The following is a 24,643-nucleotide window of genomic DNA, read 5'->3' on the forward strand; positions in this document are numbered from 1 at the left end:
CCGTGCTCTTTTTTCAGCCTCAGCCGGTGAGCAGCAGGATAGCGGCCACGGCGCAGAGCATGCCCAGAATCTGTTTGGCGGTGACGGGTTCGCGCAGGAAGATCGCGGCAAGCAGGATGGTGATCAGCGGGTACAGGGCGGTCATGCTCACCACCACCGAGAGCTTGCCCCGGCTGGCGGCGGCAAAGAAGCACAGGGTGCCGAGCATTCCCGCCACCCCGGTGAGCACGGCAAAGAGGATGCCCTTTGGGTGAGTTTCCGGCTGGAATCCCACCCAGAAGAGGCTGGCCAGGCCGACCAGCATGGCGCCCGCTACCTCGTAGATCAGGGCGCTGGTCGGACTGATATAGGTCACGGCCAGTTTGGGGAAAAATCCCCAGAGGCCGTAGATGATCAGGGCGGCAGAGGCGGGGAGCAGCCAGCTTTCCATGGGGATCTCCCTGTGTCGGCGGGGGTCTCTTCTGGCTCAAAATCCCGCGCGCTTGTTTGTCTCCGGCTTTTTCCGGAATGGCGACCGATTGAACAATCACAGATTTTAAAGTTTACCGGCGATTGTTGGGCCCGGCAAGATTTTTTGCCCTGCGGCCCGCTGTGCCGTATGGGGAAAGCGCGTATGCCAGAATTGAAAGAATCCTTGGGTCACAGATATTTGCAGGCGACAAAATGCGCCAGGGAAGCGAAGGACGGGCAAACGCCTCCCACAATCCAGAGAACAGAACGCTGGAAGACCTACCCGGAGGCGGAGGTGGTGGAGCTGCCCAGGACCTGGCCGGAGCAGGGCGCTGATTTTCTCTCGCTTCTCCAACAACGCCGCTCGCTGCGCAGCTTTGCCGCCGAATCCATCTCCCTGGAGGAGCTGGCCCTGCTGCTCTGGGCCAGCCAAGGCATAACCGGCCAGGCCGGTTCCTATCTTTTTCGCACCGCGCCTTCCGCCGGAGCCCTGTACCCCATGGAGACCTATCTGGCCATCCAACAGGTGGAGGGGCTTGCGCCCGGTATCTACCATTTTGATGTGCAGGGCTTCCGGCTGGAACGGCTGACCTCATCGCCGCCCGGGCAACCGCTGGCTGAAGCCTGCCTGGGACAGGGCTTTCTGGCCCAGGCCCCGGTCAATTTCATCTGGACCGCCATCTTCCGCCGGAATATGGCCAAATACGGGCATCGGGGGTTGCGTTACATCCTGCTCGACGCCGGGCATATCTGCCAGAACCTGCTGCTGGCCGCGGGCTTTCTCGGCCTGGGCGGCTGTCCGGTCGCCGCTTTTTTCGATGAGGAGGTGAACGGTCTGCTCGGGGTGGACGGCCAGGAGGAGTCGGTGCTCTATCTCGCCTCCCTGGGCCGGAAGGGATAGGGAAGCCGATGCTCTTCAATACCTTTGTCCATATTCCCGGAATCGGCAAGACCACGGAGCGGCGGCTTTGGCAGGCCGGAGTGGAAACCTGGGATGACTTCAAAGCTCCGTATCCGGAGTTCCTTTCCGCTCAGAAGGTACAGCTCATTCAGACCCATCTGGCCCGCAGCCGTGCCCAGGCCGGGCAACAGGCGCCCCACGAATTTCTCCGGCAGCTGCCCGCGGCCCAACGTTGGCGGGTCTTCCCGCTGTACCGGGATTCCGTGGCCTATCTCGACATCGAGACCACGGGTTTGAGCTTCACCGACCACTGCATCACCACCATCAGCCTCTACGATGGGAAAGAGGTCTTTACCTATGTGCAGGGGGAAAATCTCGCCGATTTTGCCGAGGACATCGGGCGCTATCAAATGCTGGTTACTTACAACGGCAAGGCCTTTGATGTCCCCATGCTCGAGCGACATTTCGGCTTTAAGTTGACCCAGGCCCACCTCGATCTGCGCCCCCTGCTGCAGGGACTCGGCTTTGTCGGCGGCCTCAAGGGCTGCGAGAAGCAGATGGGCCTTGATCGCGGGAACCTGGCCGGGGTGGACGGGTATTTTGCCGTGCTGCTCTGGCGGGAATACTGCCGGACCAAGGAGCCCCGGGTGCTGGAAACCCTGCTCGCCTACAACGTGGAAGATACGGTGAACCTTGAGTCATTGCTGGTGCAGGCCTATAACCTGAAACTGGCGGGTACCCCGTTTGCCGAAAGCCACCGGTTGCCCATGCCGCTCCTGCCGGAGAAATCATTTCTGCCGGATCTGGAACTCATCGATCGATTACGGGGGCGATTGCGGGGGTATTGAGGAAAAAAGCGGAGGGAACCCGGCTGTTGCCGGGCTCCCTCCATGGGGCATCACGCGCTTTGTAACAAGGCAGAGAATCAAGATACGGTCAATGGGCAGTGCGGCGCGTGGGTGTAAGGTGATCCGCCCGCTACGGAGCGAAACCACCCAGGGTTAAGGTCCCCCCCCCAACCTGGATGTTTTACGACGGTGCTGTCTTTTTTGCTCCGGGGGGCATAAAAAAACCCATCTCTGTTGCCGGAGATGGGTTGTAAGAAATCCATTGTTCCCCTATCGGCAACCCGGCCATCCGCGCTGGCGGACCCGTTGGCTTTGCGTCCCCGGATTACTCCGGGTTTGCCTTTTTCCAAGACAGCGTTCAGCTGTAAAGCCATAGTGGCACAGCCCGCCTGCTTCTGTCAATCGCTTTTTCCCGGTAGCCGGTGGTGTTGGCTTGCGGAGCGGGGTCCTTTCCCTTTTTGCGAGACCATCAAGGATTGGTTTTTATCCTGGCTGTGGTACACTGATGGCGAAAAGTCTGGTTTCCAACAACCGCGGGAAATTTTCATGTCCGACTCCATTGTCTGCAACCATACAGAAATTTTTCCTGTCTGCCGAAGGTTGTTGGGTGGTGCGCAGTGGCAGGAGTTTCTTGCCCTCCTGATCCCGGCCGCTAATCTTGCCGCTTTGGCGCATCTGCTTACCGCTTCTGCTGTCGCGCCAGAAGGAGCGCCGGAGTATCTCTCTGACCTGGCCCGGTTGGAGCTGGCCCTGTACCGGAGGCGTCAGGAGGGTCCAGCCCTGCCCACCGCGGTGGAGCATCTCATGGTAAACCCCTCGCTGCAATTGTTTGAGTCTTCCTGGGGTGGTTTGCCGCAGCTGTTGGGGGAAAACGGGGTCAATGCCGCGCTGGCGCCTGTGCCGCAGCCGGAGGTGATTCTGGTCTGGATGGACCAGAAAACGGGACAGGCCCAAGCGCAGGCGGCAGAGCAAGAGGAGCTGCTGGCCCTGAAACTGGTCGCGGAAGGGATTGACCCCTGCCAGGCCGCCGCCCTCGGGGAATTGCCGATCGGGGTCATTCTTGCCGCCCTCGACCGGGCCGCGGACAAGGGGATTCTTCTCGCCCCAGCCTCGCGCATCCGCAGGGACGAAGCGAGTTTTCCCCTCACCGAGGCGGTGGAGCCCCGGTTTTTGGCGGCCGAGGTTTTCACCCTGCAATGGCACCTCACCCAAGTCTGCGATCTGCATTGCAAGCATTGCTACGACCGGAGCGATCGTGCCCCCTTGCCCCTGGCCCGTGGCCTTGCTGTACTCGATGACCTGCTGGCTTTCTGCCAAAGCAGTCACGTGCGGGGGCAGGTGAGTTTTTCCGGCGGCAACCCCTTGCTCTATCCACATTTTCTTGCGCTGTACCAGGCGGCGGTGGCTCGGGGGTTCACCGTGGCCATTCTCGGCAATGCCACCGCCAAAGAGCACCTCCTGCCCCTGCTGGCCATCGCCAAGCCTGTCTTCTATCAGGTAAGCCTTGAGGGGCTGGCCGAGCATAACGACTTTATTCGGGGCAAGGGCTATTTTGCCAGGGTCATGGAGTTTCTTGATCTCTTGCATGAACTGGATATCTACTCCATGGTGATGCTCACCCTGACCAGGGGCAATATGGCGCAGGTGCTGCCCCTGGCGGAGCTGCTCCGCAACAAGGTTGATCTCTTTGTTTTTAACCGGCTGGCCATGGTTGGTGAGGGCTCCCTGCTGGAATCGGTGCCAATTGCGGAGTATCGGGGATTTTTGGAAAGTTATCTCGCTGCGGCACGGAAGAATCCAACCATGGGCCTCAAGGATAACTTTTTCAATGTGCTCCGCGCGGAAAAAGGCGAACCCCTGCTGGGAGGGTGCGCCGGATTCGGGTGCGGCGCGGCCTTTAACTTTGTTTCCTTGCTGCCCGATGGCGAGGTCCATGCCTGTAGGAAATTTCCTTCGCTGATTGGCAATATCTTCGACCAATCCCTGGCGGAGATTTATGATTCCCCGGGGGCTCGGCAGTACAGGGCCGGCTGCCAAGCCTGCCGGGAGTGCCGCCTGCGACCTGCCTGCGGAGGCTGCCTTGCCGTGAGTCACGGCTTCGGGCTCGATGTCTTTACCCAACGCGACCCTTACTGTTTTTTGGAGCACTAGCCATGGATTTTCGGATTCTCTCTTATAATATCCACCGGGCCATCGGGGTTGACCGGCGGTTTCGCCCGGAACGTATCGCCGCGATCCTGGACCATTACGATGCCGATATCGTTTTGTTGCAGGAGGTGGACGTGGGGGTGCCCCGTTCGCGGGAACTGAATCTGGCCCAGGAATTGGCCGAGCTCTGCAATTATCCCTACTATGCCGTGGGGTTGAATGTTCAGCTGCGCAAGGGGATGTACGGCAACGCCACCCTGAGCCGCTATCCCATCGCCGGTCAACGCAATATTGACTTGACCCATGATAGGCGTAAGGCCAGGGGCTGCCTGTTCACCGAGCTGGAACTGCCCGACGGCAATACGTCCAGGCTGCTACCGGTCTTTAACCTGCACCTGGGGCTTTCCTTCAAAGAGCGGCCCCAGCAGGTGGGCCGATTGGTGCGGACCCCCGAGTTTACCCGAATCGAACCGGGGCAGCCCTGTGTGGTGGCCGGAGATTTCAATGACTGGTGGACGCGGCTCGCCCCGCTGTTCACCGAGGCATTGGGCTTTGTCTGCGCCACCAATCATCTGGTCGGCTATCAAAATGCCATCCTGACCTATCCCTCTTTTTCCCCCACCACCGGCTTGGACAAGGTGTTTTGCCGGGGGCCGATCACCGTGCTGGGCGGCAAACGCTGCCGGCTTCGGGTGTCAAAGGTTGCCAGCGATCATTTGCCCGTGATTGTCGATCTGCAGCTCTAGTTTGCCGCTATTACGGGCCGGTTTTTTCGTTGACTTTTGCTTGGGGTTTTCTGATGATATTCCCATGGCTGGATCGGGTTTGCCTATGCTTTTTCGATCAAGGGAGGGCCGGAAGACGCCGGTTGCCTCGTTTTCCCAATACGCAAGCAATTGCAAGGAGGGAGTTATGGAAACAAAGGATTTGAAGAAATTTCTGGCAGGCTTTGGCATTGCCAGCCTGCTGGCCGGGGTCGGTCTTGCCGCTTCGGCGACCAAGGCTACCGCAGCCAGCGGCTGAAGCGGCAGCAAGGGCAGTGCCGTGAGCACTGAGGAAAAGGCGAAGGCTGGAGAAGAAAAAGGAGTGACGGAAAAGAAAGGCACTCCGGAAGAAGAAGCGGCAAAAGCCAAGAAGAAGAAAGAAGAAGAAAAGAAAAAACCCGGGAAAAGCGGCTGAAGCGGCTGATATAGAACGCAGGTTGCGTTCTAAAATATTTGTAAAGAAGGCAGGGAGACTTGCCTTTTTTTATTGGCGGCGTGAGTGATTCTTGAGGGGGGATATCCCATGGATTTGACTGGAAAACCCGCAGTGCCGTTTGCGCTTCCCGACAGTCAAGGGAAGATGCACCATCTGGCTGACTATAAAGGCTCTTGGCTGTTGCTGGTTTTTCACCGCCACCTCGGCTGACTGCCCTGCCGTGCCCATCTCTCGCAGTTGCGGGAGCACGAAGCAGAGCTGGCGGGACTCGGTGTTGCCATCGCGGTGGTTACCTTTGAAGCGGGCTTTCTTGCCCGGCAGTATGTGGAGGAGTCCGGTCTGGTCTGGCCGTTGTTGGTCGATGAAAAACGGGAGCTCTACCGCGGCTACGGGATGCTTGCCGCTTCCTTCTGGGATATCTGGGGGGTGAGAACCTGGCTGGCCTATGGGAAGGCAATGATTGCCGGGCAAAAGTTGCAGCAATCCCATGGCGATATCTCCCAGCGTGGCGGTGACGTGCTCATCGACCCGAGCGGCATCATCCGCCTGCATCATGTGGGAGAAGGGCCGGCGGATCGACCTTCCGTGGGGCAACTTCTGGATGCGATACGGGCAAGCCGGAGGGTATAATAAAGGTCCGGAATAGCGTGGTGGGAAAAAGATTTGGCGGTGGGGAGGAAAGGATGGCGGAGCAGAAGAGTCGGCTGAAGGAAGAAGATGCGCAGGCCCAGTTGCAACGATTTTTTGCGGAGATGCCCCGGTCCGTTCCCCTGGTTCTTTTTTGCGAGCCGGGGAAAAATGACTCCTTTGCCGAGGGGGCCAGGCAGGTCATCCGCGCCATTCGCGAGATAACCGACAAGGTGTCTCTGCGGGAGTATACCCTGGGGCATGATCTGGCCAAGGAGTGGGGGATCACCCGGTCGCCTACCCTGGTTTTTGCCCCGGAAGCCTTGAAGATTCGTTGGCTTGGCGCGCCTTTGGGCCATGAGGTGCAAACCTTCATGGAAGCGCTCAGGATTATCGGCTACCAGGAGCCGGGCTTGGGCAAGGAGGCCATGAAGGTTCTTGCCAAGCTGGACTCACCTCGGGCAATCAAGGTGTTTGTCAGCCCATCTTGCCCCTATTGCCCGCAAGCGGCGGTCAACGGCATCCGGGCTGCCGCGGCGCGGCCCGATCTTATCTCCCTGGAAATCATCGATATCCAGGCCAATCCGGACCTGGCCGACCAGTACGCAGCCCAGAGCGTGCCCCAAACCTTTGCCAACGAAAAGCAGATCGGCTTGGGCGCCCAGCCGGAGGAGCTTTTTGTCGCCTCCCTGGCTGCCTTGGAGCCGCAACGGGTTTTTATCCCGGACAGCGATGCCGAGGAGATCGTCTGTGATCTGGTCATTGTCGGCGGCGGGCCTGCCGGCCTGACCGCGGGTATCTACGCGGCCAGGAGCGGCTTGCAGGCGGTGGTGGTGGAAAAAGGCGTGTTGGGCGGGCAGGTCGCCACCACCCCCATGGTGGAGAATTATCCGGGCTTCACCCAGGTGGGCGGCAAAACCCTGGTGGATATCATGGTGACCCATGCCCTGGAATATGTGAAGATTTTTCCCGGCGAGGAGGTGCAGGAGATTACCCCGGGCGAGGTGTTCACCGTCACCACCACCAGGCGCCGCTACAAGGCGCGGGCAGTGCTGTTGGCCACCGGTGCCGGCAACAAGCGGCTTGGCGCACCGGGGGAAGAGCGGCTGGCCGGGCGCGGGATCAGCTATTGCGCGAACTGCGACGGCCCGCTTTTCACGGGAAAAAAGGTGCTCCTGGTGGGCGGCGGCGACAGCGCCGTGACCGAGGCCCTGCATCTGCACAATATTGGGGTTGGGGTGACCATGGTACATCGGCGGGAGAGCTTGCGCGCCCAGGAACGGCTGGTGGTCAGCCTGCGGCAGTCCGGCATTCCGGTGCTCTTCAACAGTGAGGTTGTTGAGATTTTAGGCGGTACACGGGTGGAAGCGGTGCGCCTTAAAAACAACCGAACCGGGGAGGAGTCCACCCTGCCGGTGGATGGCGTTTTCATCGCCATCGGTTATACCCCGGCCGTGGAACTGGCTCGAAGCCTCGGGGCCGAGTTGACCCCGGACGGCTATATCAAAAAGGATGAGCGCCACCGGACCACGGTGCCGGGGGTTTACTCGGCAGGCGATGTGGAGGGCGGTTTCAAGCAGATCGTCACTGCGGCCGGGCATGGCTCCGAGGCGGCGCTCGCCATCTTTGAAGACCTGATAAACCCCTACTGGACGAATCAGAAAAAGCGGTAGCTCACCGAGGTTGCCACAGCCCAGAGCAGAATCAGGAGAGTGCCGATCGCGCAGGCCGCGCCAAGCAGCCGGTGGCTGAGCATTTCGCGGCGGTTTTCCTGATACCCGAGGAGCAGCCCGCAGAGAGCACCCGCCGCCATGCCGCCGCCGTGGGCCCAGTTGTTGATCCCCGGCACCAGCAGGCCAAAGACGAAGATACTCATGGCCCAGCCGCCGATCTGCTGGTATACCTGCTGGCCATAACTGCCGCCCCGGCTTTTCCCGTAATACAGAGCCGCGCCGATCAGGGCGCAGACCGCAGCCGAAGCGCCGATGGTAAAAGGCACCCCGGCCAGGTAGGAAAGCAGAAAACCGCCGATGCCGCCCAGGGTGTAGATGGAAAACATCCGGGCCAGGCCGTATTCTTGGATAACCAGGGGGCCGATCTGCCGCAGGGCGATGAGGTTGAAGACGAGATGGAGCAGGCTGCCGTGCAGGTAGCTGGCGGAAACCAGCGACCACCAGCGGTGCAGCGCCTCGATGGGCATGGTGCCGGTCGCTCCCAGCAGCAGGAGGCTCCGGTTGTCCGGGGAAAGAAAGCCAAAGGGATTCATGCCCAGGGACGTGCCGCCGGGGTTCAGCACCAGCGAGAGGACAAAGAGGGCGATGTTGACCCCGCTTAGGCCCGTGAGAAAGAAATCCTGATCATGGAACAGGCGGAGAGCCGCATTGTTTTTCCACCAGGAGCCCGGGGACCTGAGGCCGCAATAGGGGCAGCTCGGTTCATCCCGGCTGATGAGGCGGCGGCAGTTGGGGCAGAGCTGGGAGGTCTTGTGAGAGGGTGTCATATGGCGGCTTGGTCGATTGTTAAGGTCATTTTTCGTTGCCCCACCTAACCATACCTGTCCTGAAAAAACCAGAAAAAGCGTGACTGCATGGCCGAGTCATTCGAGGAGACCATGATGGGCGCGCAGTCTCGTTTTTCCCTGCAGGATTTTTACGGCGGCAGCATCCAGGCCAGGCTCGGTGTGGCCCAAGGGCTCTCTCCCGAGCTTGCCCCGATCCTGGCCGGAGACGAACCGTTTGCCCGGTTGCTGGCCCAGGCGGTGCTCGGTCAGCAAGAGTTGGCCCGGGTCATGGCCGATCTTGACCTGGGCGCCCTCTGCGTTGTCTGCGGTGCCAAGGCCGGAGGCGGATGTTGCAGCAGCTTCATGGCCGGGGAAAACGATGTCCCCCAGTTGCTGATCAATCTCCTGGCCGGGGTTCCCGTTGCTATCCTGCGGGAGGATGCGGAATGCTGTTTTCTCGGGGAGAGGGGCTGTCTGCTCCTGTTCAAGCCCATGTTTTGCCTGAACTATAACTGCCAACAGATCAGGCAGGGTGCTGGGCCAGCTCGGATGCAGAAGCTCGACCAGGCCGCTGGCCGCCTGCTCCAGCAACAGTATGGACTGGAGCAACTGCTGCTGGCGTTTCTCCGGCAACGGGGCACGCTGATCGGCTGATTTTTTTGCGGGCGGCGTTTTCTGCCCCGGCTTTGTTGTTGTTTCCCAGGCTGGGCGGCCTCCGAGCCGGCATCTTCCCGAGATGTCGTGAAATTGTGTGTACGATGTCACGAAATAACCTGTTGATGGAACCGGGAAAAAATGCTTGTATCGTGGGGCGCATTGATCCGGGGCCGAAGCGGGCCGGAATGAGGGCGGATCGTGGGACAAAGAGAACTGGATTCGGAGGAAAAACATGGAGTGGCAGACCCTGGACTGGCATACCCGCATCGCGGTGCTCTTTATCGTCGGCGGTGCTGCGATCATCGGGGTCAGCATCTTCCAGTTGCGGAAGCTGTTCAAGGCAACCCCGCTCATTGCCGAGCGGAGCCAGCGGTATGTGCTCCGGTTTCTCAAGGTAAACCGGCTGCTGATGTTTGTTTTTCTGGCGGGCTACATCGTGGTCGCCTTGAGCGTGATTCTCGGCAAGGCGAGCCTCGGTATGCTTTCGGTCAGTATTATCTTTCTCCTGGGCGCTGTCTTCGTGTTTTTTGGCCTTTCGCTGCACGCCAGAATGATCAGCGAGATTCAGCAGACCATTCAGGGGCTGCTGCCTATCTGTATGGAATGTAAAAAAATCAGGGCGACGGGCGCTGATTCCGGGGTGCAGGAATCCTGGAAGGAGATCGAATCGTATATCTCCCAACGGACAGATGCCAGGTTTTCCCACGGCATCTGTCCGCAATGTCTTGATAAGGTCCGTCAGCGCAGAAGGTAGCGGCTCCTCATCATTTTCCCTTTGTTAGCAGCCTTCCACGGCCTTGCCTTTTTTCTTGGCCGGAGCGGCAGCCTCGGCCGGAGCTGCCTTCTGCTCAGGAGCAGCCGCTGCTTTATGGCAGGCGGTGCAGGTGGTGGGGCCCTTCTTGCCGTTTACCCCGGTGGTGTGGCAGGTCTTGCACCGGGCATGGAACACATCCATGGGTTTCTGGAGTTTGGCATTGGCAAACTTCTCGTTGTGGCAGCTTGCACATTGCAGTCCCTCTGTTTTTCCCAGGCCGGCGATGGCCGCCTCGTTTAAGGGCTGGTGCTTGGCATCGTGATGGCAGGTGGTGCAGTCAAGGCCAAGGGCGGTGTGTTTGGCATGGCTGAACAGGGCGGGTTTCTTGCCCTTGATCACCAAATCCTGGGCCGGGGCCGTGATCTTTCCGGCGGCAGGGGTGGTGGCTGCGGCATGCAGGTCGGTCATGGTCACGCTCAGTCCGGCCGCGCACATCATGGCAAGGGCAATCATTGTTTTTTTCATGGTCATTCCTCCTAAAGATTGTTTTTTGGTTTCCAGGGGGGCTCCCGTAGAGTCCTTCTCCTGTTGATGGTATCCTATTCGCAATCCGTTGGTTTTCCTAGAGGACATGGGGTCATGTCTGGCGACATCGGTTGCTGGGGTGGGGATGTCGGGTGGCCGTGTCGGGCAGCCAGCGATTTCCATTGCCCCTGCTTTGACGGGCGTGGTAGTCTGGCGCCCTATGAAAAATAAGGCAGACAGCGCGGTTGCGCTTTTGCTAATCGGAAAGGAAAGATGACGCCGCAGAAAACAAGCAGAAAAACGGAGCTTCTGGCCCCGGTGGGAAGCCTGGAGTCATTTTTCGCCGCCCTGGAGAATGGGGCCGATGCCGTGTACTGCGGCCTCAAGGATTTTTCTGCCCGGGCCAAGGCCAAGAATTTCACCTTGGCCGAGGTGGAGAAGATGACCACCCATGCCCACCACCAGCACCGTCGCCTCTACATCGCCCTCAATACCCTGATTAAGGAAAAAGAACTGCCCCAGCTGGTGGGGATTTTGGCCGACCTGACCGGGATCGGGATCGATGGCCTGATCATCCAGGATCTCGGGGTCTGGCGGCTGGCCAAGAATCATTTCCCCCAGTTGCCGCTGCACGCCTCAACCCAGCTGGCCGTGCACAACGCAGCCGGGGTCAAGATGCTGGAGCAGATGGGGTTCACCCGGGCGGTCCTGGCCCGGGAACTCTCCTTGGCCGAGATCGCTGCCATCCGCCAGCAGAGCACCATCGAACTGGAGCATTTTGTCCACGGCGCGCTCTGTTTTTCCGTTTCCGGCCAGTGCCTGTTTTCTTCTGCGGTCAGCTCAATGAGCGGCAACCGGGGCCGCTGCGCCCAGCCCTGCCGCCGCCGTTATCTCAACCGGGAACAGCCGGGCTACCATTTTTCCACCAGCGATTTTTGCGCCCTTTCTTCGTTGCCCCAGCTACTCAAGGCCGGGGTCATCAGCCTCAAGATCGAAGGGAGGATGAAGAGCGCCGAGTATGTGGCCCGGGTGGTGGCGGCCTACCGGCTGGTGCTGGATGCCCCGGAAAGCGGGCGCAAGCAGGCGATGCAGGAGGCCGAGGAGCAGCTGGCCCTCTCCTTTGGCCGCCAGGCGACCAAGGGGTTTCTTACCGGTTCTATCCCGGCGGCGATTGCCGATTCCGCCAAGCAAGGGACTCTCGGTAAGCATCTCGGCCAGGTGACTTCGCTGCGTGGCGGCATGATCGGTTTTACAACCAGCGACCGGCTGCATGTGGGCGACCGAATCCGCGTCCAGCCCCAGAACGACCAGGCCGGCACCGGCTTTACGGTGCGGGAGTTGTGGATCGAGCAGAAAAAACTGAAAGTCGTCAAGGCAGGGGATTTTGTCCGGGTGCGGATTCCCGACAAGGGCGGTTTTTTTCAGGTGGGCGATAAGGTTTTCAAGGTGGGGGGCAAGGCTGCCTTTACCATGAGCCCGGAGGGATGCAGGGCCACACTTGATCAGGTGGCTGTACCGGAAAAGAGTTCGGCCCAAAAAGAGAGCCTGGCCCAGGCCCGGCAGCAGGGCCTGGCCAGTCTCCTGCCTGGAGCCGCTTCCAGTGCACCCTCTGCGCAAACCCTGACCGTGCGCGGCCGGGAACCCCAGGATCTGCGTATCCTCGATGAGCCGGGGGTTGCCGAGCTTGAGCTGCCGCTGACCCCGGAGACCCTGGCGGGTTTGAAAAAGGTGGACCACCGGCGTGGTGATTGGCAGGGGCGGGTCATCTGGGAGATTCCCCCCATGCTCTTCGGCCCGGAGTGGGACGAATACCGCCGGGCAGTGGGGATGCTGGCCGGGCAGGGCTTTCGCCGCTTCCGGATCAACAACCTGGGGCATCTCCCCCTGTTTGCCGGCCTCTCCGATTTAACCCTGTTGGGCGGCTTCCGCTGCTACACCCTGAACAGCCAGGCCGCCCTTGCCTGGCAGGAGCTGGGTCTGGCCGAACTCACCGCCGATCTGGAAGACGACCGTAAAAACCTGCAGGAACTCTTCCGCCGGGGTGAACAGCTGCCTCCCCTGGCGATTACGGTCTACAGCCCGCTGGTGGTGATGCTTTCCCGCATCCCGGTCCGGGGGGTGCGGCCCGGCGCGGTGCTGCGGGCGGAAGGGGGCGAGGGGTACCGCGTTTTCCAGCACCACGACCTCACCGAGGTTCTGGCGGAGCAGGATTTCTCCCTGTTGGGCCATCTTGCCGAACTGAAACGCCTGGGCTGCGCCCGGATCATTGTTGACCTGAGCCATTGCGGGGCCATGTCCGTCAAGGGACAACAGGTGCTGGCCGCCCTTGGGACCGATCAGCCCCTGCCGGAGACCACCCCCTTCAACTACCAGCGCGGACTGGCCTGAATCCTCTCGTCCCCGCACGGGAATATCCGGTTGGCTTTTCCCATTAGGCTCCCCTCCCTTGACGGGAGGGGGTTGGGGGGTGGGTGAAGTTGGCAACGGCATCTCAATCAGCACCTTCCCCCTCACCCTATCCCTCTCCCGTAAGGGGAGAGGGGACTCTTTTTGGGAGTCTGCAATTTTCTCACCTGACAATGCCGGTTCCCGTACTCTTCCTCAATTTTTCCCCATCCCCCTCCCGTTTTTCTGAAAAATATTGACAACCCCCTGGCAACAGCTTAAAGGATACCAAGGCTTAGTCATCTTTGGACAATATTGGACAGAAATGGATAAAACATTTATCTCCATAAAGGGCGTGGCGGAAAAGCTGGGGGTTTCTGAGAAGACCATCTACCGCATGGTGGGCGACAACCAGATTCCCTTTGCCGTCAAGATCGGCGGGCAATGGCGCTTCAAGGCCGACGAGGTGGTGGACTGGATCGATAGCCAGAGGCCTGGCGTTGCTGCGCCCCGCCGGAAGACGGATTACCGTCTCTCCCTGGTCGATGCCCTGGAAAACGGGGCGGTCCTCTATCGCATCCACGGCAGCAACCGTGATGAGATCATTGACGAGCTGCTCGCAGCCCAGCCCTATTCCGCGAATTTTGATGCCAAGGCGATCAAGATCTCCCTGCTCTCCCGGGAATCGGTGGCCTCCTCCTCCATGGACGGCATCGCCTGGATGTGGCCCGATCCGGCCCTGCCGGTTTACCTGGAAAAGAGCATGGTGATCCTCGCCTTTCTCGAATACCCGGTGGATTTCAAAGCGCTGGACAGCCGCAAGACCGAGCTGCTTTTTCTGGTGCTGCCCGCCAACAATACCGAAATGGCCATCCTCGAACGTAAACTGTGGCGGCTTTCCATGTCCACTCCCTTTCTGCACGGTATTCGGGAGCAGCTGACCCGCAAAAAACTGCTCGAATTCATCGGTGCGCAGGAAGCCATGATTTTTCACCAGGGACCTGCCGCATGAATCTCCTTTTTGTCGCTTTTTTTCTCTTTACCCTTGGTGCGTTGCTGGCAGTCCTGCCGGGGCGCGGTGCCGCCAGAACGGCCACTCTTCTCGGCAGCGGCAGCGCCATCCTCGGGTGCCTTTTCGGCTTGGTAGCGGCAGGGCAGAGTCTGCTTGGAGGAGGGACGGAGGTATTTTTTCTCCCCTGGTCCATGCCGGGCGGGGCGTTTTCCCTGCGACTGGACGGGCTCTCCGCCTTCTTTCTGCTCATCCTTTTTGTCGTTGGCCTGGCCGGCGCCCTCTATGGGGCCGAATATATGAAGGGCGGCAAAGAACGGCTTCGGCCGGGGCTGCACTGGACCTGGTACAACCTGCTCATCCTCTCCATGACCCTGGTGGTGACCGCGGCCAACGGGCTGTTGTTCCTCTTTGCCTGGGAGTGCATGTCGCTGACCTCTTTTTTTCTGGTGATCAGTGAGTACGATCTGGCAGAAGCGGTGGAGGCAGGGTGGACCTATCTGCTCGCCACCCATCTCGGCGCCGCCTTTCTTTTTGCCTTTTTTCTCTCCGCCGGGGCGCTTTCCGGCAGCCTGGAGTTTAGCTCCTTTCAGGTGCTCGGCCAGCTTTCGACGCCGGTTGCCTCGGCGCTCTTTCTTCTGCTGCTCATCGGTTTCGGCAGCAAGGCCGGCATCTTCCCCTTTCACGTCTGGCTGCCCGATGCGCATCCGGCCGCGCCCAGCCATGTTTCCGCCCTCATGAGCGGGGTCATGGTGAAGACCGCTATCTACGGGCTGCTGCGGCTGTCCGGTTTTTTGCCTGCCGGCCCTGCCTGGTGGGGCTCCCTGTTGATGGCCATCGGCATTGTCGGCGCCCTGTTCGGCATCGCCATGGCTGCCCTGCAACGGGATGTGAAAAGGAGCCTGGCCTATTCCACCGTGGAAAACATCGGCCTCATCCTGCTGGCCCTGGGTTTTTGGATGCAGAGCCGGGCCAATGGGCATCATGTGGCCGCGGCCTTTGCCCTGGCCGGGGGGCTGATCCATTTGCTGAACCACGCCCTGTTCAAAAGCCTGCTCTTTCTGGGCGCCGGCTCGCTCATGCACGGCAGCGGCAGTCGGGATCTCAACCGGATGGGCGGCCTCATGCGCCGCATGCCCGTAACCGGCCTGCTCATTGTCTGCGGCGGCCTGGCCATCAGCGCACTGCCGCCCTTCAACGGCCTGATCGGCGAATGGTTCATCTACCGCGCCCTGCTTGAGAGCGGCACCATGCTCTCCGGTCTGGCCGGCTTTTTCCCCCTGGTGCTCATCGGTCTTCTTGCCCTGGTGGGCGGGATGGTGCTTATCGTCATGACCAGGATCATCGGCATCGCCCTGGCCGGGGAGCCGCGCAGCCAGGCGGCCGCCCGGGCGCATGAGGCAGGTTGGCCCATGTGGAGCAGCATGGCCGGTTTGGCCCTGCTCTGTCTGGCTGGCGGCATCATGCCGGTTCTGCTGCTCCAGGTGGCGAGCCGGGCCGCAACCCTGCTTGATCCGGCTGCGGCTACTCTGCTGGTCGACACGGCTTTTGATCCCTGGTGGCTGGGGATCATGGCGGTTTTGCTGCTCGGCTGTATTCTGGCGGCGTACGTCTTCCTCCGCTGGCGGCAGGGGCGCGACCTTGTGCCAACCTCCGCCACCTGGGGCTGCGGCTTTGCCTTTCCCACGAGCCGGATGTCCTACAGCGCGGAGAGCTATACCGAGCTTCCCCAAAGCGCCCTGTTCTGCAGCTGTCTTAAGCCATCCACCGAAGATGGCCGGACCATCGGATTTTTTCCGGAGGTGACGCGCTTTTCCTTTGCCGCGGCGGACCCGGTGCTGGCCCGATTGTTCAAGCCTTTCTTCCGGCGGGCCGCTGATGTTTGCAGCGGCTTTCGCGGCCTGCAGGCAGGTCAGCTGCATGTGTATCTGCTCTATATCTTCAGCGCCACGATCCTGCTTCTCTTTTGGGTGGGGCAACAATGAAAAGAGAATCTGATTGCCATCGAACATCAGCCATGTATTCCGGCAACGCCGGGCCTGTTCATTTCTTTGCTTGCCCAAAGAAACGAACCAAAGAAAGGGCACCCCGCCACTTGTCCCGCCGCAGGCGGGATGCCCTGTGCTCCTCGATGCTGCCGGGAGTTTGCAAACTCGGCTGCGCCTCAAACAGTGCAAACTCCTTTTTCGGCAGCCTCTCCGGTGCTCGGCGGCGTGACAATGGGAAAAACAGAGGAGCGGCTTGCGCCGCTCCAACTCATGGTATCATCGCGTCATTGTTAATTTTGCATTCCGCACTTCTAAAGAGAGAACCGTGATGCTCGAACTGTTCCTGCACCTTCTCCTGCTCTTCGGCCTTTCCCCCCTGTTGCCCGGGGTGATCGGCAAGACCAAGGCCCTTTTTGCCGGGCGGACTGGCCCCCCGTTTTTGCAGTCCTATTACGATATCTGGAAACTGTTCGGCAAGGGCCTGGTCATCAGCCGAACCACCACCTGGGTTTTTCGGGCGGGGCCGGTGCTCGGCCTTGCCGTGCCGGTACTTGCCGCGCTCCTGGTTCCCTTTGGCGCCATCGGCGCGCCCCTTTCCTTTGCCGGCGACCTGATCTTCTTTGTCTATCTTTTTGGGCTGTCCCGTTTTTTCACGGCCAGCGCCGCCCTGGACACCGGCTCCTCCTTTGAGGGCATGGGCGCGGCTCGCGAGGTCACTTTTTCCTGTCTGGCCGAGCCGACGGTTTTCTTCTGCTTCATCGTTTTGGCCCGGCTTTCCGGCTCCCTTTCCCTGGACGCCATGTTCGGCCAAGCCCTGAATGCGGGTTGGCAGAGCGCCGGACCCTCCCTGATTCTGGTCCTGGCCTGCCTGTTTGTCGTGGTCCTGGTGGAAAATTGCCGCATCCCCTTCGACGACCCCAATACCCATCTGGAACTGACCATGATCCATGAGGTGATGGTGCTCGATCACAGCGGCCCGGATTTCGGGATGATTCTTTATGGCGCCGCCATGAAGCTCTTTGTCCTGGGCGCGCTGGTTGTCCGCCTCGTGTTTCCCGGCTCAACCGGGAATGTGTTGTTCGATACCCTGCTGTTCGTCGGCGGGATGCTGCTTCTGGCCGTGGTCATCGGGGTGGTCGAATCCACCATGGCGCGGCTGCGGCTGTTGCGGGTGCCCCAACTGCTGGTCGGCACCATGCTGCTTTCTTTTTTCTCGCTGATTCTGCTCTTGAGGTAAGGGAATAATGGATAACTACAATCCGGCCAATCTTCTGCTGTTGTTGGTCATTCTGTTTAACTTCTTTCTTCTGGGGAGCAGTCGCTTGAATGCCTGCATCCGGACCGTGGCCATCCAAGGCGGTATCCTCTCGCTGCTGCCTCTTTTTCTCCATGGGTTTTCCGGCCATTCCCTGATTTTGGCCGGCGGGGCTTTTCTGCTCAAGGGGCTTGCCATTCCTTTTCTGCTTTTAAGAGCCATCCGCCAGGTGCATATCAAAAGGGAAATGGAGCCGTTGATCGGCTATGTTCCGACCCTGCTCCTCGGCACCCTGGCCACGGCCGGCGCGTTTATCTTCAGCGACCGGCTGCCGCTCATCGAGGCGCATCGCGGCTCGCTTTTTATCCCTGTTGGCCTGGCCACCCTGGCCACCGGGTTTCTCATGCTCATCACCCGGCGCAAGGCCATCACCCAGGCCCTCGGCTACCTGATTTTTGAAAACGGGGTTTTCATCTTCGGCATGCTCCTGGCCGAGGCCATGCCCCTCATGGTGGAGGCCGGAGTGCTCCTCGATCTGCTGGTCGCGGTTTTTGTCATGGGGATTGTCATGCACCAGATCAACCGGGAATTTTCCACCATGAACACCGGTCAGCTTTCTTCCTTGAGGGAATAACATGATAGTCGCGCTTCTCCTTCTGCCCCTCTGTTGCGGCCTTGCCGCCTTCTTGCTCCCTTCGGACCGCTTCCGCCCGCTGTTGCTGCCGGTCTGCGGCCTGGCGCATCTGGTGTTGACCTTCTTCGTCATTCAGGGCGGGCAGGGCGCCTCCTTGTCCATGGCCGGGAACTGGATCGCTGTCGATCCGTTCAGCCGCCTCATTCTGCTCATCGTCAGCCTGCTTTTCTGCGGGTGTTCGATTTATGCCTTGGGTTACCTGCGCTACCGTATCGCCTGGGGCAACAGGATCTTTGTCAGCTGTCTGCTCCTTTTTCTTTCCGCCATGAGCCTGGCGGCGGTTGCCCGGCATCTCGGTCTTCTCTGGGTGGCGGTGGAGGCGACCACCGTGGCCAGCGCCCCGCTGATCTATTACAATCGCAACCGCCTCTCCATTGAGGCGACCTGGAAATACCTGATTCTTTGCTCCGTGGGCATTGCCCTGGCTATGCTCGGTATCCTTTTTGTCGCCTACGCAGCCCTGGCCGGAGGCGTACATGTCAGTCTGCAGTTTGACGACATCCTGCATGGCGCCGCAAACTACTCCAGGCCGTGGCTCAGGGCCGGTTTTGTCTTTCTGCTCGTCGGTTTCGGCACCAAGGCCGGCTTTGCCCCCCTGCACACCTGGAAACCGGACGCCTATGGCGAAGCGCCCGGCCTGGTCGGCGCGCTTTTGGCCGGCGGACTCACCAGCGTGGCCTTTTTGGCCTTGCTGCGCACCCTGCAGATCATGGATGCCGCAGGCGACGGGGCCATGGCCCGCGAGGCCTTCCTGGCCATGGGCCTTATCTCCCTCGGCTTTGCCGCGGTATTTGTTATCAGGCAGCCTGATTTCAAGCGGCTTCTCGCCTATTCCAGTGTCGAGCACATGGGTATTCTCGCTATCGGCGTTGCCGTCGGCGGGGTGGCCACCTTCGGCGCCATGCTGCATCTGATGAACAATGCCCTGACCAAGGGCGTGCTCTTTTTGGCCGCAGGCAACATCCATCGCCGATTCGCCAGCAAGCGGGTGGGCGAGGTCCAGGGCGCCATCACCCTGGTGCCGGTTTCCGCCAGCCTTTTTCTTCTCGGCTTTTTGGCGATTACCGGCTCGCCGCCTTTTGCCCCGTTTATCAGTGAGTTCACCATCCTCCGGGGCATCTTCACCGGCGGTTATTATCTGACCGGCGGGTTGTTCCTCTTCTTTCTGGCCGTCATTTTTATCGGCATGGGCAGCACGGTGCTCTCGATCGTTTTCGGCACGCCTTTGGAACGGAAAGGAGATACCAATTACCGTGAGACCATCATGACCACCGGTACCCCGCTGGTCCTGCTCCTCATCATTCTTCTCCTGGGGCTCTACCTGCCCGAGCCAGCCAGGAAGCTCTTTGCCGAAGCGGCGGCACTGCTGGAGGTGAAGCCATGAAGAATCTGAATCCGCAACTTTTGAAAAACGGCGAGGCCATTGGCCTTGAGTTGGTGGAGACCCTCGATTTTGCCGATTTCAGCGACTGCCTGTTGGCCGAGGTACGGAAACAGGGCAGGGTGGTGGCCTGTTTTGGCGTGCCCGTTGCGGAAGAGGGCAGGGAACTGGAGCTTTTCGCCCTTATCGCCCGGGATCGCAACGCCTGTGTCGCCGTGTACCGGACCCGCATCACCGAGCGGTTTCCCTCCCTGACCCCGAATTGCCCGCAGATGCATCTCTTTGAAAGGGAGATTGCCGAGCAGTACGGGGTGGTGCCGGAAGGGCATCCCTGGCTCAAACCGCTCCGTTTTCACAGCGCTTGGCGGGCCGGGCGCGATGCCTGGAATCGTCCGGCGGATCAGCACCCCCGCAGCGGTGAAATGGAGTTTTACCGGGTGGACGGGGAAGGGGTGCATGAGGTGGCGGTTGGTCCGGTCCATGCCGGCATCATCGAGCCGGGTCATTTCCGTTTCCAGTGCTACGGCGAGAAGGTAATGCATCTTGAAATCTCCCTTGGCTACCAGCATCGGGATATTGAACGGATGGTGTTGAACGGCCCCCATCCGTCCACCATGGCGCAGATGGAAACCATTGCCGGCGATACCTCCATCGGCCATGGGTTGGCCCACTGCCAGGTGCTTGAGGCCTTAAGCGGCTGCGAGGTTCCGGCCCAGGCCCAGGCCATCCGCGCCGTGGCCCTGGAACTGGAGCGGCTGGCCAACCATGTGGGGGATATCGGCGCCCTGGCCGGCGATGTCGGCTTTCTGCCCACCTTCTCCTATTGCGGCCGGTTGCGCGGCGACTACCTCAACCTCACCGCCGCCCTGTGCGGCAGCCGTTTCGGCCGAGGGCTGGTGCGGCCGGGTGGGGTGCTCTTTGATCTTGCTCCGCCCCTGGCCGAAGAAATGCTGGCCCGGCTCAAGGGTATCGAGGGCAACACCCTGGGCGCCCTGGAGCTCTTTTTTGATGCGCCCTCGGTTTTGAGCCGGTTTGAAGGGAGAGGTCGCCTGTCCCGCTCGGTGGCCGAGGATCTTGGTCTGGTCGGGGTGGCGGCCAAAGCCTGCGCAGTGCCCCGCGATAGCCGCTTTTTCCATCCGACCGGGGTCTATCGCCATTTGTTTGATGATCTGATCACCGAGGAAACCGGCGATGCCATGGCCAGGGCCAAGGTGCGCAGCCGGGAGATCAGCGTCTCCATCGAGCTGCTCCGGCGGATCATGGGCGATCTGCCGGAAGGTCCCATCAGGGCGGTGGTCGGGCCGCTCAAGGGCAATGCCCTGGCAATTGCCCTGGTGGAAGGCTGGCGGGGTGAGGTGCTCCACGTCGGTCTCACCGACAACGATGGCCGTTTGCGGCGCTACAAGATTGTTGACCCCTCCTTCCATAACTGGAGCGGGTTGGGTATGGCGATGCGCGATGAGCAGATTTCGGATTTCCCCCTGTGCAACAAGAGTTTTAACCTCTCCTACTGCGGGTTTGACCTATAGCGGTTCGAATCCAGAGCGCGAATGGATCATGCGTGTGAGAGAATTTGAGGGCAAAAGAATATGCTGCAGATGATACGAGAACGGTGGCGTCAGGGATTCAGAACGGGAAAATTCCCGAGGGAGGAGCCTATCCTGCCCCCGCGCTTTCGGGGGCTGCCCAAGTTCGGCGGGGATTGTCCGGCCGACTGCGGCAAAGCCTGCGAGGCGCTGTGTCCCTACGGAGCCTGCAAGCAGGTGGACGGCAGGCTGGTTCTTGATCTGGGACGCTGCCTGTTCTGCGCCGATTGTCCGGCCTGTCCCCAGGGCCGGATCACCTTTGGCAACGACTACCGCCTTGCCGTTCGGCAGCGGCAGGATCTGCTGTACAGCGGCGGGGAATATTCCCTGGCGCAACCGCTTGAGCCTGCGCGGCTGAAGCTCTTTGGCCGCTCCCTCAAATTGCGCCAGGTTTCCGCCGGCGGTTGCAACGGTTGCGAGGCGGATTGCAACGTGCTCGGCACCCTGGTTTTCGACCTGGGCCGTTTTGGTATCCAGTTTGTCGCCTCCCCCCGCCACGCGGATGGCCTTCTGCTGACCGGGCCGGTCACGGAAAACATGCGCAGCGCGGTGCTGGCCACCTATGAGGCGATGCCGGCGCCGAAGATCGTCATCGCGGTCGGGGCCTGTGGCATCAATGGCGGGCCATTTCTGCATAGCAGCGAGGTGAGCCCGGGGCTTGATCCCCTGTTGCCGGTGGATCTCTATATCCCGGGTTGTCCGCCGCATCCCTACACCATTCTGGATGGGTTGTTGCGCTTGCTTGGCAGGAGATAGGGGGAAGATTTCGCAGGTTCTTTGTCTGTCGTGGCTCTATAACGCATGAATCAAAGAGAGGGAGGATGGGACATTGGCTGAGCTCTACCTTGCCGCCGTAAGCCTGATCTTCTGCTCCGGGCTACCCGCCCTGGCTTGGGGTCGGTGGGCAAAGAGCGGGGAAATCCTCTCCGTTGTCCTTCTGCTGACCGGCGCGGCTCTCGGCCTTGGTGCCTCGCTGGCCGGGGCCTGGCAAACTCCCGCGCCCGTGCTGGCGGTACCATGGGCCATCCCCGGCGGCAATTTTCTCATTGAACTGGACGGCCTGGCCGCGCTCTTCCTGCTGCCTGCCCTGCTCATCCTCGGCCTGGGCGGTGTTTACGGGCTCGGCTACTTTCCCCAGGTCCGGCACGGCGTGGCGGCGGGCAGGCTCCGGCTCTTTTACGGCATGTTGGGCGCGGCCATTGTTCTTTTGCCGGTCAGCCGCAACGGTATTCTCTTCCTCATAGCCTGGGAGGTCATGGCCATCGGCAGCTTTTTGCTGATCCTTACCGAGCAGAAAGAAGAAGAGGCCCGTCGGGCTGCCTATGTCTATCTTGCCGCCACCCACACCGGCACCCTGGCACTTTTTGCCATGTTCATTCTTCTGGCCGGTCCCACCGGCAATTTCGATTTTCCCCTGGCCGCCACCCTTGACGGCGCCACTTTTCAGGCCGGGGCGATTTTCCTTCTGGCCCTGTTCGGTTTCGGTCTCAAGGCCGGGATCATGCCCCTGCATATCTGGCTGCCTGGGGCGCATGCCGCCGCGCCCAGCCATGTTTCCGCCCTCATGAGCGGGGTGGTGATCAAGATGGGGATTTACGGATTGGTCCGGGTGGCAAGTTTCTATACCGGCCAGCCGGCCTGGTGGGGCGGGAGTATTCTCGTCCTCGGGGTGGTTTCGGCCATCATGGGCGTGGTCTTTGCCCTGGCCCAGCATGACATCAAGCGGCTGCTCGCCTATCACAGTGTGGAGAATATCGGCATCATCCTGATCGGCCTGGGCTGCGCCCTGCTGGGAAAAACCTTCCACAACCCAGCCCTGGTCGTCCTCGGCCTGGCCGGGGCTCTGCTCCATGTGGTCAACCACGGCCTTTTCAAATCCCTGCTCTTTCTCGGGGCCGGGGCAGTGATCCAGGCCACCGGCACCAGAGAACTAGACCGTTACGGTGGGTTGCTGCGCTCGATGCCGCGCACCGCCTTTTTCTTCCTCGGCGGGGCCGTGGCTATTTGCGGGCTGCCGCCGCTCAACGGCTTTGTCAGCGAATGGCTCATCTACTTGGGCCTGCTGCACAGCCAGGCCCAAGGCGTCCCCTTTCCGCTTTCCCTGACGATTCTGGCCGCTCCGGCCCTGGCCATGACCGGCGCGCTGGCCGTGGCCTGCTTTATCAAGGTCTTTGGCGTCACCTTTTTGGGCACTGCGCGACGTCAATTGCCGGTGGTGCCTGGCGAGGCGCCGGGCAGCATGCTCCTGCCCATGGGCATCCTGTTGTTCTGCTGCCTGATCATCGGCCTGGCGCCCTGGACGATTGTCCCTCTGTTGCAGCGGGCTGTTGGTGCCTGGCTGGGCACAACGGTTGCAACCCTCTCTCCGGCCGGGAGTCCGGAGAGCATGTTGATCGGCTCTCTGGCGCCGGTGTATTGGCTCAGTCTCTGCGCCTTCCTGCTGTTGGCTATCTCTGCCGGATTCTTCTTCCGGCAGAGGTCTTTCCCTGAGCCCTGCCGCGAAAAGCGACCAGCTACCTGGGGCTGCGGCTACCGGGAGGGGACCCCCCGCATGCAATATACGGCTGTTTCCTTTGCGGAGATGCTGGTCAGCCTTTTCCGTTGGGGGTTGTGGAGCGACATCGCCGGCGGCCGGGCCATTGGGTTTTTCCCTGCCGTGGCCAGTCTTGTCGCCCACACCCCGGATCTGATTCTGGACCGTCTGATCCATCCGACCTGCCGGGCCTTATCCCGAACCGCCTTTGCGGTCCGCGCCTTTCTTCACCAGGGTTGGATCGGCATTTATCTCCTCTATACCGCTCTGACCCTCTGCCTGCTGCTGTTGTGGTTGTAGGCTTGACCGTCAATAATCCTTTTGGGACGGCATTGGTCCGGGGATTTTTTCTCCTCGTGCTCAGCGGAAGATGATCCGGGTGTTGTTGCAGTTCCGGCCCCGTTCAGCATAGCCATGATACGGGGGACGGTATCTGGTTTCCTCCCAATGGGACCTTCCCCTGTCCCGGTAGTAGCCCCTGGCTGGCGGATAATAGCGGTCGCGGTCAATGATCACCGTCTGGCTCACCACCCGGCGGCTGTCGTCCTGGAGAACCCAGGCCCCGTTTTCGTAACAGGCGGTGCTATAGACCCGTTCCGGTCGGCCGTCCACCGTGGCCAGCACCTCCACCTCCCGGCAATCGGCGGGGGCTTGCTCCTCATACTGCTGGACAACTCTGGGCGGCGGGTAATATCGCTGGCTCGGCTGTCCCGGTCCCTTGTCCATTTCGTTACCGACCATGTAGCCGAGCACCCCGCCGATGGCGGTGCCCAGCAGGGTTCCCTTGGTGTTGCGGCCGATGGCCTGGCCGAGAATGGCACCTCCGGCCGCGCCGCCGAAGGCTCCGGTTTGGGCGGCACTGTCTGCCATGGCGTTCTGGCTGACCAGCAATATTCCGACACATGTTGCGAGCAGGGTTCGTTTCAGCATATTCCCTCCTTGTGAGAATAGACTTTTTGGCTGTGTTGCAAAATAAAGTACGACCCAATTTTCAATTTCACCGTACGGGAGAATCATCGCTTTTTCCAGCCGACATGGGGCGTAGCCAGGGCAATGTCGACCCGATGTCGGGTCCGGTTCGGAGAAAAACCGCTATGAATATGTATGGGACGGCGTATTTGTGGTCCTGCTGTTATTTTGCTATATTAATAAAAAGATGGCGCAAAGCCGCGCACCGTTCGGTCTCCCTGCCACCTGCCGCC

At 60.6% G+C, this 24,643-nt stretch carries 22 protein-coding genes and 1 riboswitch; of the genes, 18 read left to right on the plus strand and 4 right to left on the minus strand.

The annotated features are described in order from the left end of the window. Positions 1-19: 19 nt before the first annotated feature. Entirely contained in the window at positions 20-430 is a 411-nt protein-coding gene (locus ACZ46D_RS00300) for an EamA family transporter (protein WP_464928044.1), read from the minus strand. 183 nt (positions 431-613) lie between these two features. Here ACZ46D_RS00300 and ACZ46D_RS00305 point away from each other — a divergent pair, with 183 nt between their 5' ends. The 7 genes from ACZ46D_RS00305 (at position 614) to ACZ46D_RS00335 (ending at position 7,847) form a co-directional block, all read left to right on the plus strand. Further along, positions 614-1,351 carry a SagB/ThcOx family dehydrogenase gene (locus ACZ46D_RS00305; RefSeq protein ID WP_464928045.1) on the plus strand — a complete coding sequence of 246 codons (738 nt, stop codon included), beginning with the start codon at positions 614-616 and terminating at the stop codon, positions 1,349-1,351. 8 nt (positions 1,352-1,359) lie between these two features. Continuing rightward, positions 1,360-2,199, plus strand: a complete 840-nt coding sequence (locus ACZ46D_RS00310) for a ribonuclease H-like domain-containing protein (RefSeq protein ID WP_464928046.1) — start codon at positions 1,360-1,362, stop codon at positions 2,197-2,199. A 272-nt stretch (positions 2,200-2,471) separates the two neighbouring features. After that, positions 2,472-2,550: riboswitch (cyclic di-GMP riboswitch) on the minus strand. A 195-nt stretch (positions 2,551-2,745) separates the two neighbouring features. Continuing rightward, positions 2,746-4,350 (plus strand): thio(seleno)oxazole modification radical SAM maturase SbtM, encoded by a 1,605-nt coding sequence (sbtM, locus tag ACZ46D_RS00315; protein ID WP_464928047.1) that lies wholly within the window; start codon positions 2,746-2,748, stop codon positions 4,348-4,350. A gap of 2 nt (positions 4,351-4,352) precedes the next feature. Continuing rightward, the gene (locus tag ACZ46D_RS00320; RefSeq protein ID WP_464928048.1) at positions 4,353-5,093 is read left to right on the plus strand and encodes an endonuclease/exonuclease/phosphatase family protein; all 741 of its coding nucleotides are present in this window, start codon (positions 4,353-4,355) and stop codon (positions 5,091-5,093) included. A gap of 166 nt (positions 5,094-5,259) precedes the next feature. Continuing rightward, positions 5,260-5,526, plus strand: a complete 267-nt coding sequence (gene sbtA, locus ACZ46D_RS00325; protein ID WP_464928049.1) for an SbtA family thio(seleno)oxazole RiPP natural product precursor — start codon at positions 5,260-5,262, stop codon at positions 5,524-5,526. 108 nt (positions 5,527-5,634) lie between these two features. Then, positions 5,635-6,177 carry a SelL-related redox protein gene (locus tag ACZ46D_RS00330; RefSeq protein WP_464928050.1) on the plus strand — a complete coding sequence of 181 codons (543 nt, stop codon included), beginning with the start codon at positions 5,635-5,637 and terminating at the stop codon, positions 6,175-6,177. A 53-nt stretch (positions 6,178-6,230) separates the two neighbouring features. Further along, the gene (locus ACZ46D_RS00335; protein ID WP_464928051.1) at positions 6,231-7,847 is read left to right on the plus strand and encodes an FAD-dependent oxidoreductase; all 1,617 of its coding nucleotides are present in this window, start codon (positions 6,231-6,233) and stop codon (positions 7,845-7,847) included. On the opposite strand, the gene ACZ46D_RS00340 is transcribed toward ACZ46D_RS00335, so the two are convergent. Continuing rightward, positions 7,832-8,674 (minus strand): rhomboid family intramembrane serine protease, encoded by an 843-nt coding sequence (locus tag ACZ46D_RS00340; RefSeq protein WP_464928052.1) that lies wholly within the window; start codon positions 8,672-8,674, stop codon positions 7,832-7,834. The two genes, ACZ46D_RS00335 and ACZ46D_RS00340, sit on opposite strands and share 16 nt — an antisense overlap. An 87-nt stretch (positions 8,675-8,761) precedes the next feature. Here ACZ46D_RS00340 and ACZ46D_RS00345 point away from each other — a divergent pair, with 87 nt between their 5' ends. Both ACZ46D_RS00345 and ACZ46D_RS00350 read left to right on the plus strand, forming a co-directional pair. Continuing rightward, positions 8,762-9,328 (plus strand): hypothetical protein, encoded by a 567-nt coding sequence (locus tag ACZ46D_RS00345; protein ID WP_464928053.1) that lies wholly within the window; start codon positions 8,762-8,764, stop codon positions 9,326-9,328. A 235-nt stretch (positions 9,329-9,563) separates the two neighbouring features. Then, positions 9,564-10,085, plus strand: a complete 522-nt coding sequence (locus ACZ46D_RS00350; protein WP_464928054.1) for a hypothetical protein — start codon at positions 9,564-9,566, stop codon at positions 10,083-10,085. Positions 10,086-10,109: 24 nt separating this feature from the next. Here ACZ46D_RS00350 and ACZ46D_RS00355 read toward each other — a convergent pair whose 3' ends face one another. Next, positions 10,110-10,610, minus strand: a complete 501-nt coding sequence (locus ACZ46D_RS00355; RefSeq protein WP_464928055.1) for a cytochrome c3 family protein — start codon at positions 10,608-10,610, stop codon at positions 10,110-10,112. 273 nt (positions 10,611-10,883) lie between these two features. Here ACZ46D_RS00355 and ACZ46D_RS00360 point away from each other — a divergent pair, with 273 nt between their 5' ends. The 9 genes from ACZ46D_RS00360 (at position 10,884) to ACZ46D_RS00400 (ending at position 23,741) form a co-directional block, all read left to right on the plus strand. After that, entirely contained in the window at positions 10,884-12,998 is a 2,115-nt protein-coding gene (locus ACZ46D_RS00360; protein ID WP_464928056.1) for a peptidase U32 family protein, read from the plus strand. A gap of 322 nt (positions 12,999-13,320) precedes the next feature. Then, positions 13,321-14,007, plus strand: a complete 687-nt coding sequence (locus ACZ46D_RS00365) for a helix-turn-helix domain-containing protein (protein WP_464928057.1) — start codon at positions 13,321-13,323, stop codon at positions 14,005-14,007. Next, positions 14,004-15,989, plus strand: a complete 1,986-nt coding sequence (locus ACZ46D_RS00370) for a proton-conducting transporter transmembrane domain-containing protein (RefSeq protein ID WP_464928058.1) — start codon at positions 14,004-14,006, stop codon at positions 15,987-15,989. Before ACZ46D_RS00365 ends, ACZ46D_RS00370 begins: the two co-directional genes overlap by 4 nt. Positions 15,990-16,320: 331 nt before the next feature. Beyond that, positions 16,321-17,229, plus strand: coding sequence for a respiratory chain complex I subunit 1 family protein (locus tag ACZ46D_RS00375; RefSeq protein ID WP_464929238.1), 909 nt, complete (start codon positions 16,321-16,323; stop codon positions 17,227-17,229). Positions 17,230-17,236: 7 nt separating this feature from the next. Continuing rightward, entirely contained in the window at positions 17,237-17,881 is a 645-nt protein-coding gene (locus tag ACZ46D_RS00380) for a hydrogenase (RefSeq protein ID WP_464928059.1), read from the plus strand. A 1-nt stretch (position 17,882) separates the two neighbouring features. Continuing rightward, the gene (locus ACZ46D_RS00385; RefSeq protein WP_464928060.1) at positions 17,883-19,325 is read left to right on the plus strand and encodes a proton-conducting transporter transmembrane domain-containing protein; all 1,443 of its coding nucleotides are present in this window, start codon (positions 17,883-17,885) and stop codon (positions 19,323-19,325) included. Then, positions 19,322-20,851: a hydrogenase large subunit gene (locus tag ACZ46D_RS00390; RefSeq protein ID WP_464928061.1), complete on the plus strand. Its 1,530-nt coding sequence runs from the start codon at positions 19,322-19,324 to the stop codon at positions 20,849-20,851. The genes ACZ46D_RS00385 and ACZ46D_RS00390 overlap by 4 nt, the downstream gene beginning before the upstream one ends. Positions 20,852-20,911: 60 nt before the next feature. Continuing rightward, entirely contained in the window at positions 20,912-21,664 is a 753-nt protein-coding gene (locus tag ACZ46D_RS00395) for an NADH-quinone oxidoreductase subunit B family protein (RefSeq protein ID WP_464928062.1), read from the plus strand. Between the two features lie 73 nt (positions 21,665-21,737). Then, the gene (locus ACZ46D_RS00400; RefSeq protein ID WP_464928063.1) at positions 21,738-23,741 is read left to right on the plus strand and encodes a proton-conducting transporter transmembrane domain-containing protein; all 2,004 of its coding nucleotides are present in this window, start codon (positions 21,738-21,740) and stop codon (positions 23,739-23,741) included. A gap of 60 nt (positions 23,742-23,801) precedes the next feature. Here the strand turns inward: ACZ46D_RS00400 and ACZ46D_RS00405 are convergent, their stop codons facing one another. Then, positions 23,802-24,371 (minus strand): glycine zipper 2TM domain-containing protein, encoded by a 570-nt coding sequence (locus ACZ46D_RS00405; protein ID WP_464928064.1) that lies wholly within the window; start codon positions 24,369-24,371, stop codon positions 23,802-23,804. Positions 24,372-24,643: the final 272 nt, after the last annotated feature.

Source organism: Thiovibrio sp. Mzg5 (genome assembly GCF_055379285.1).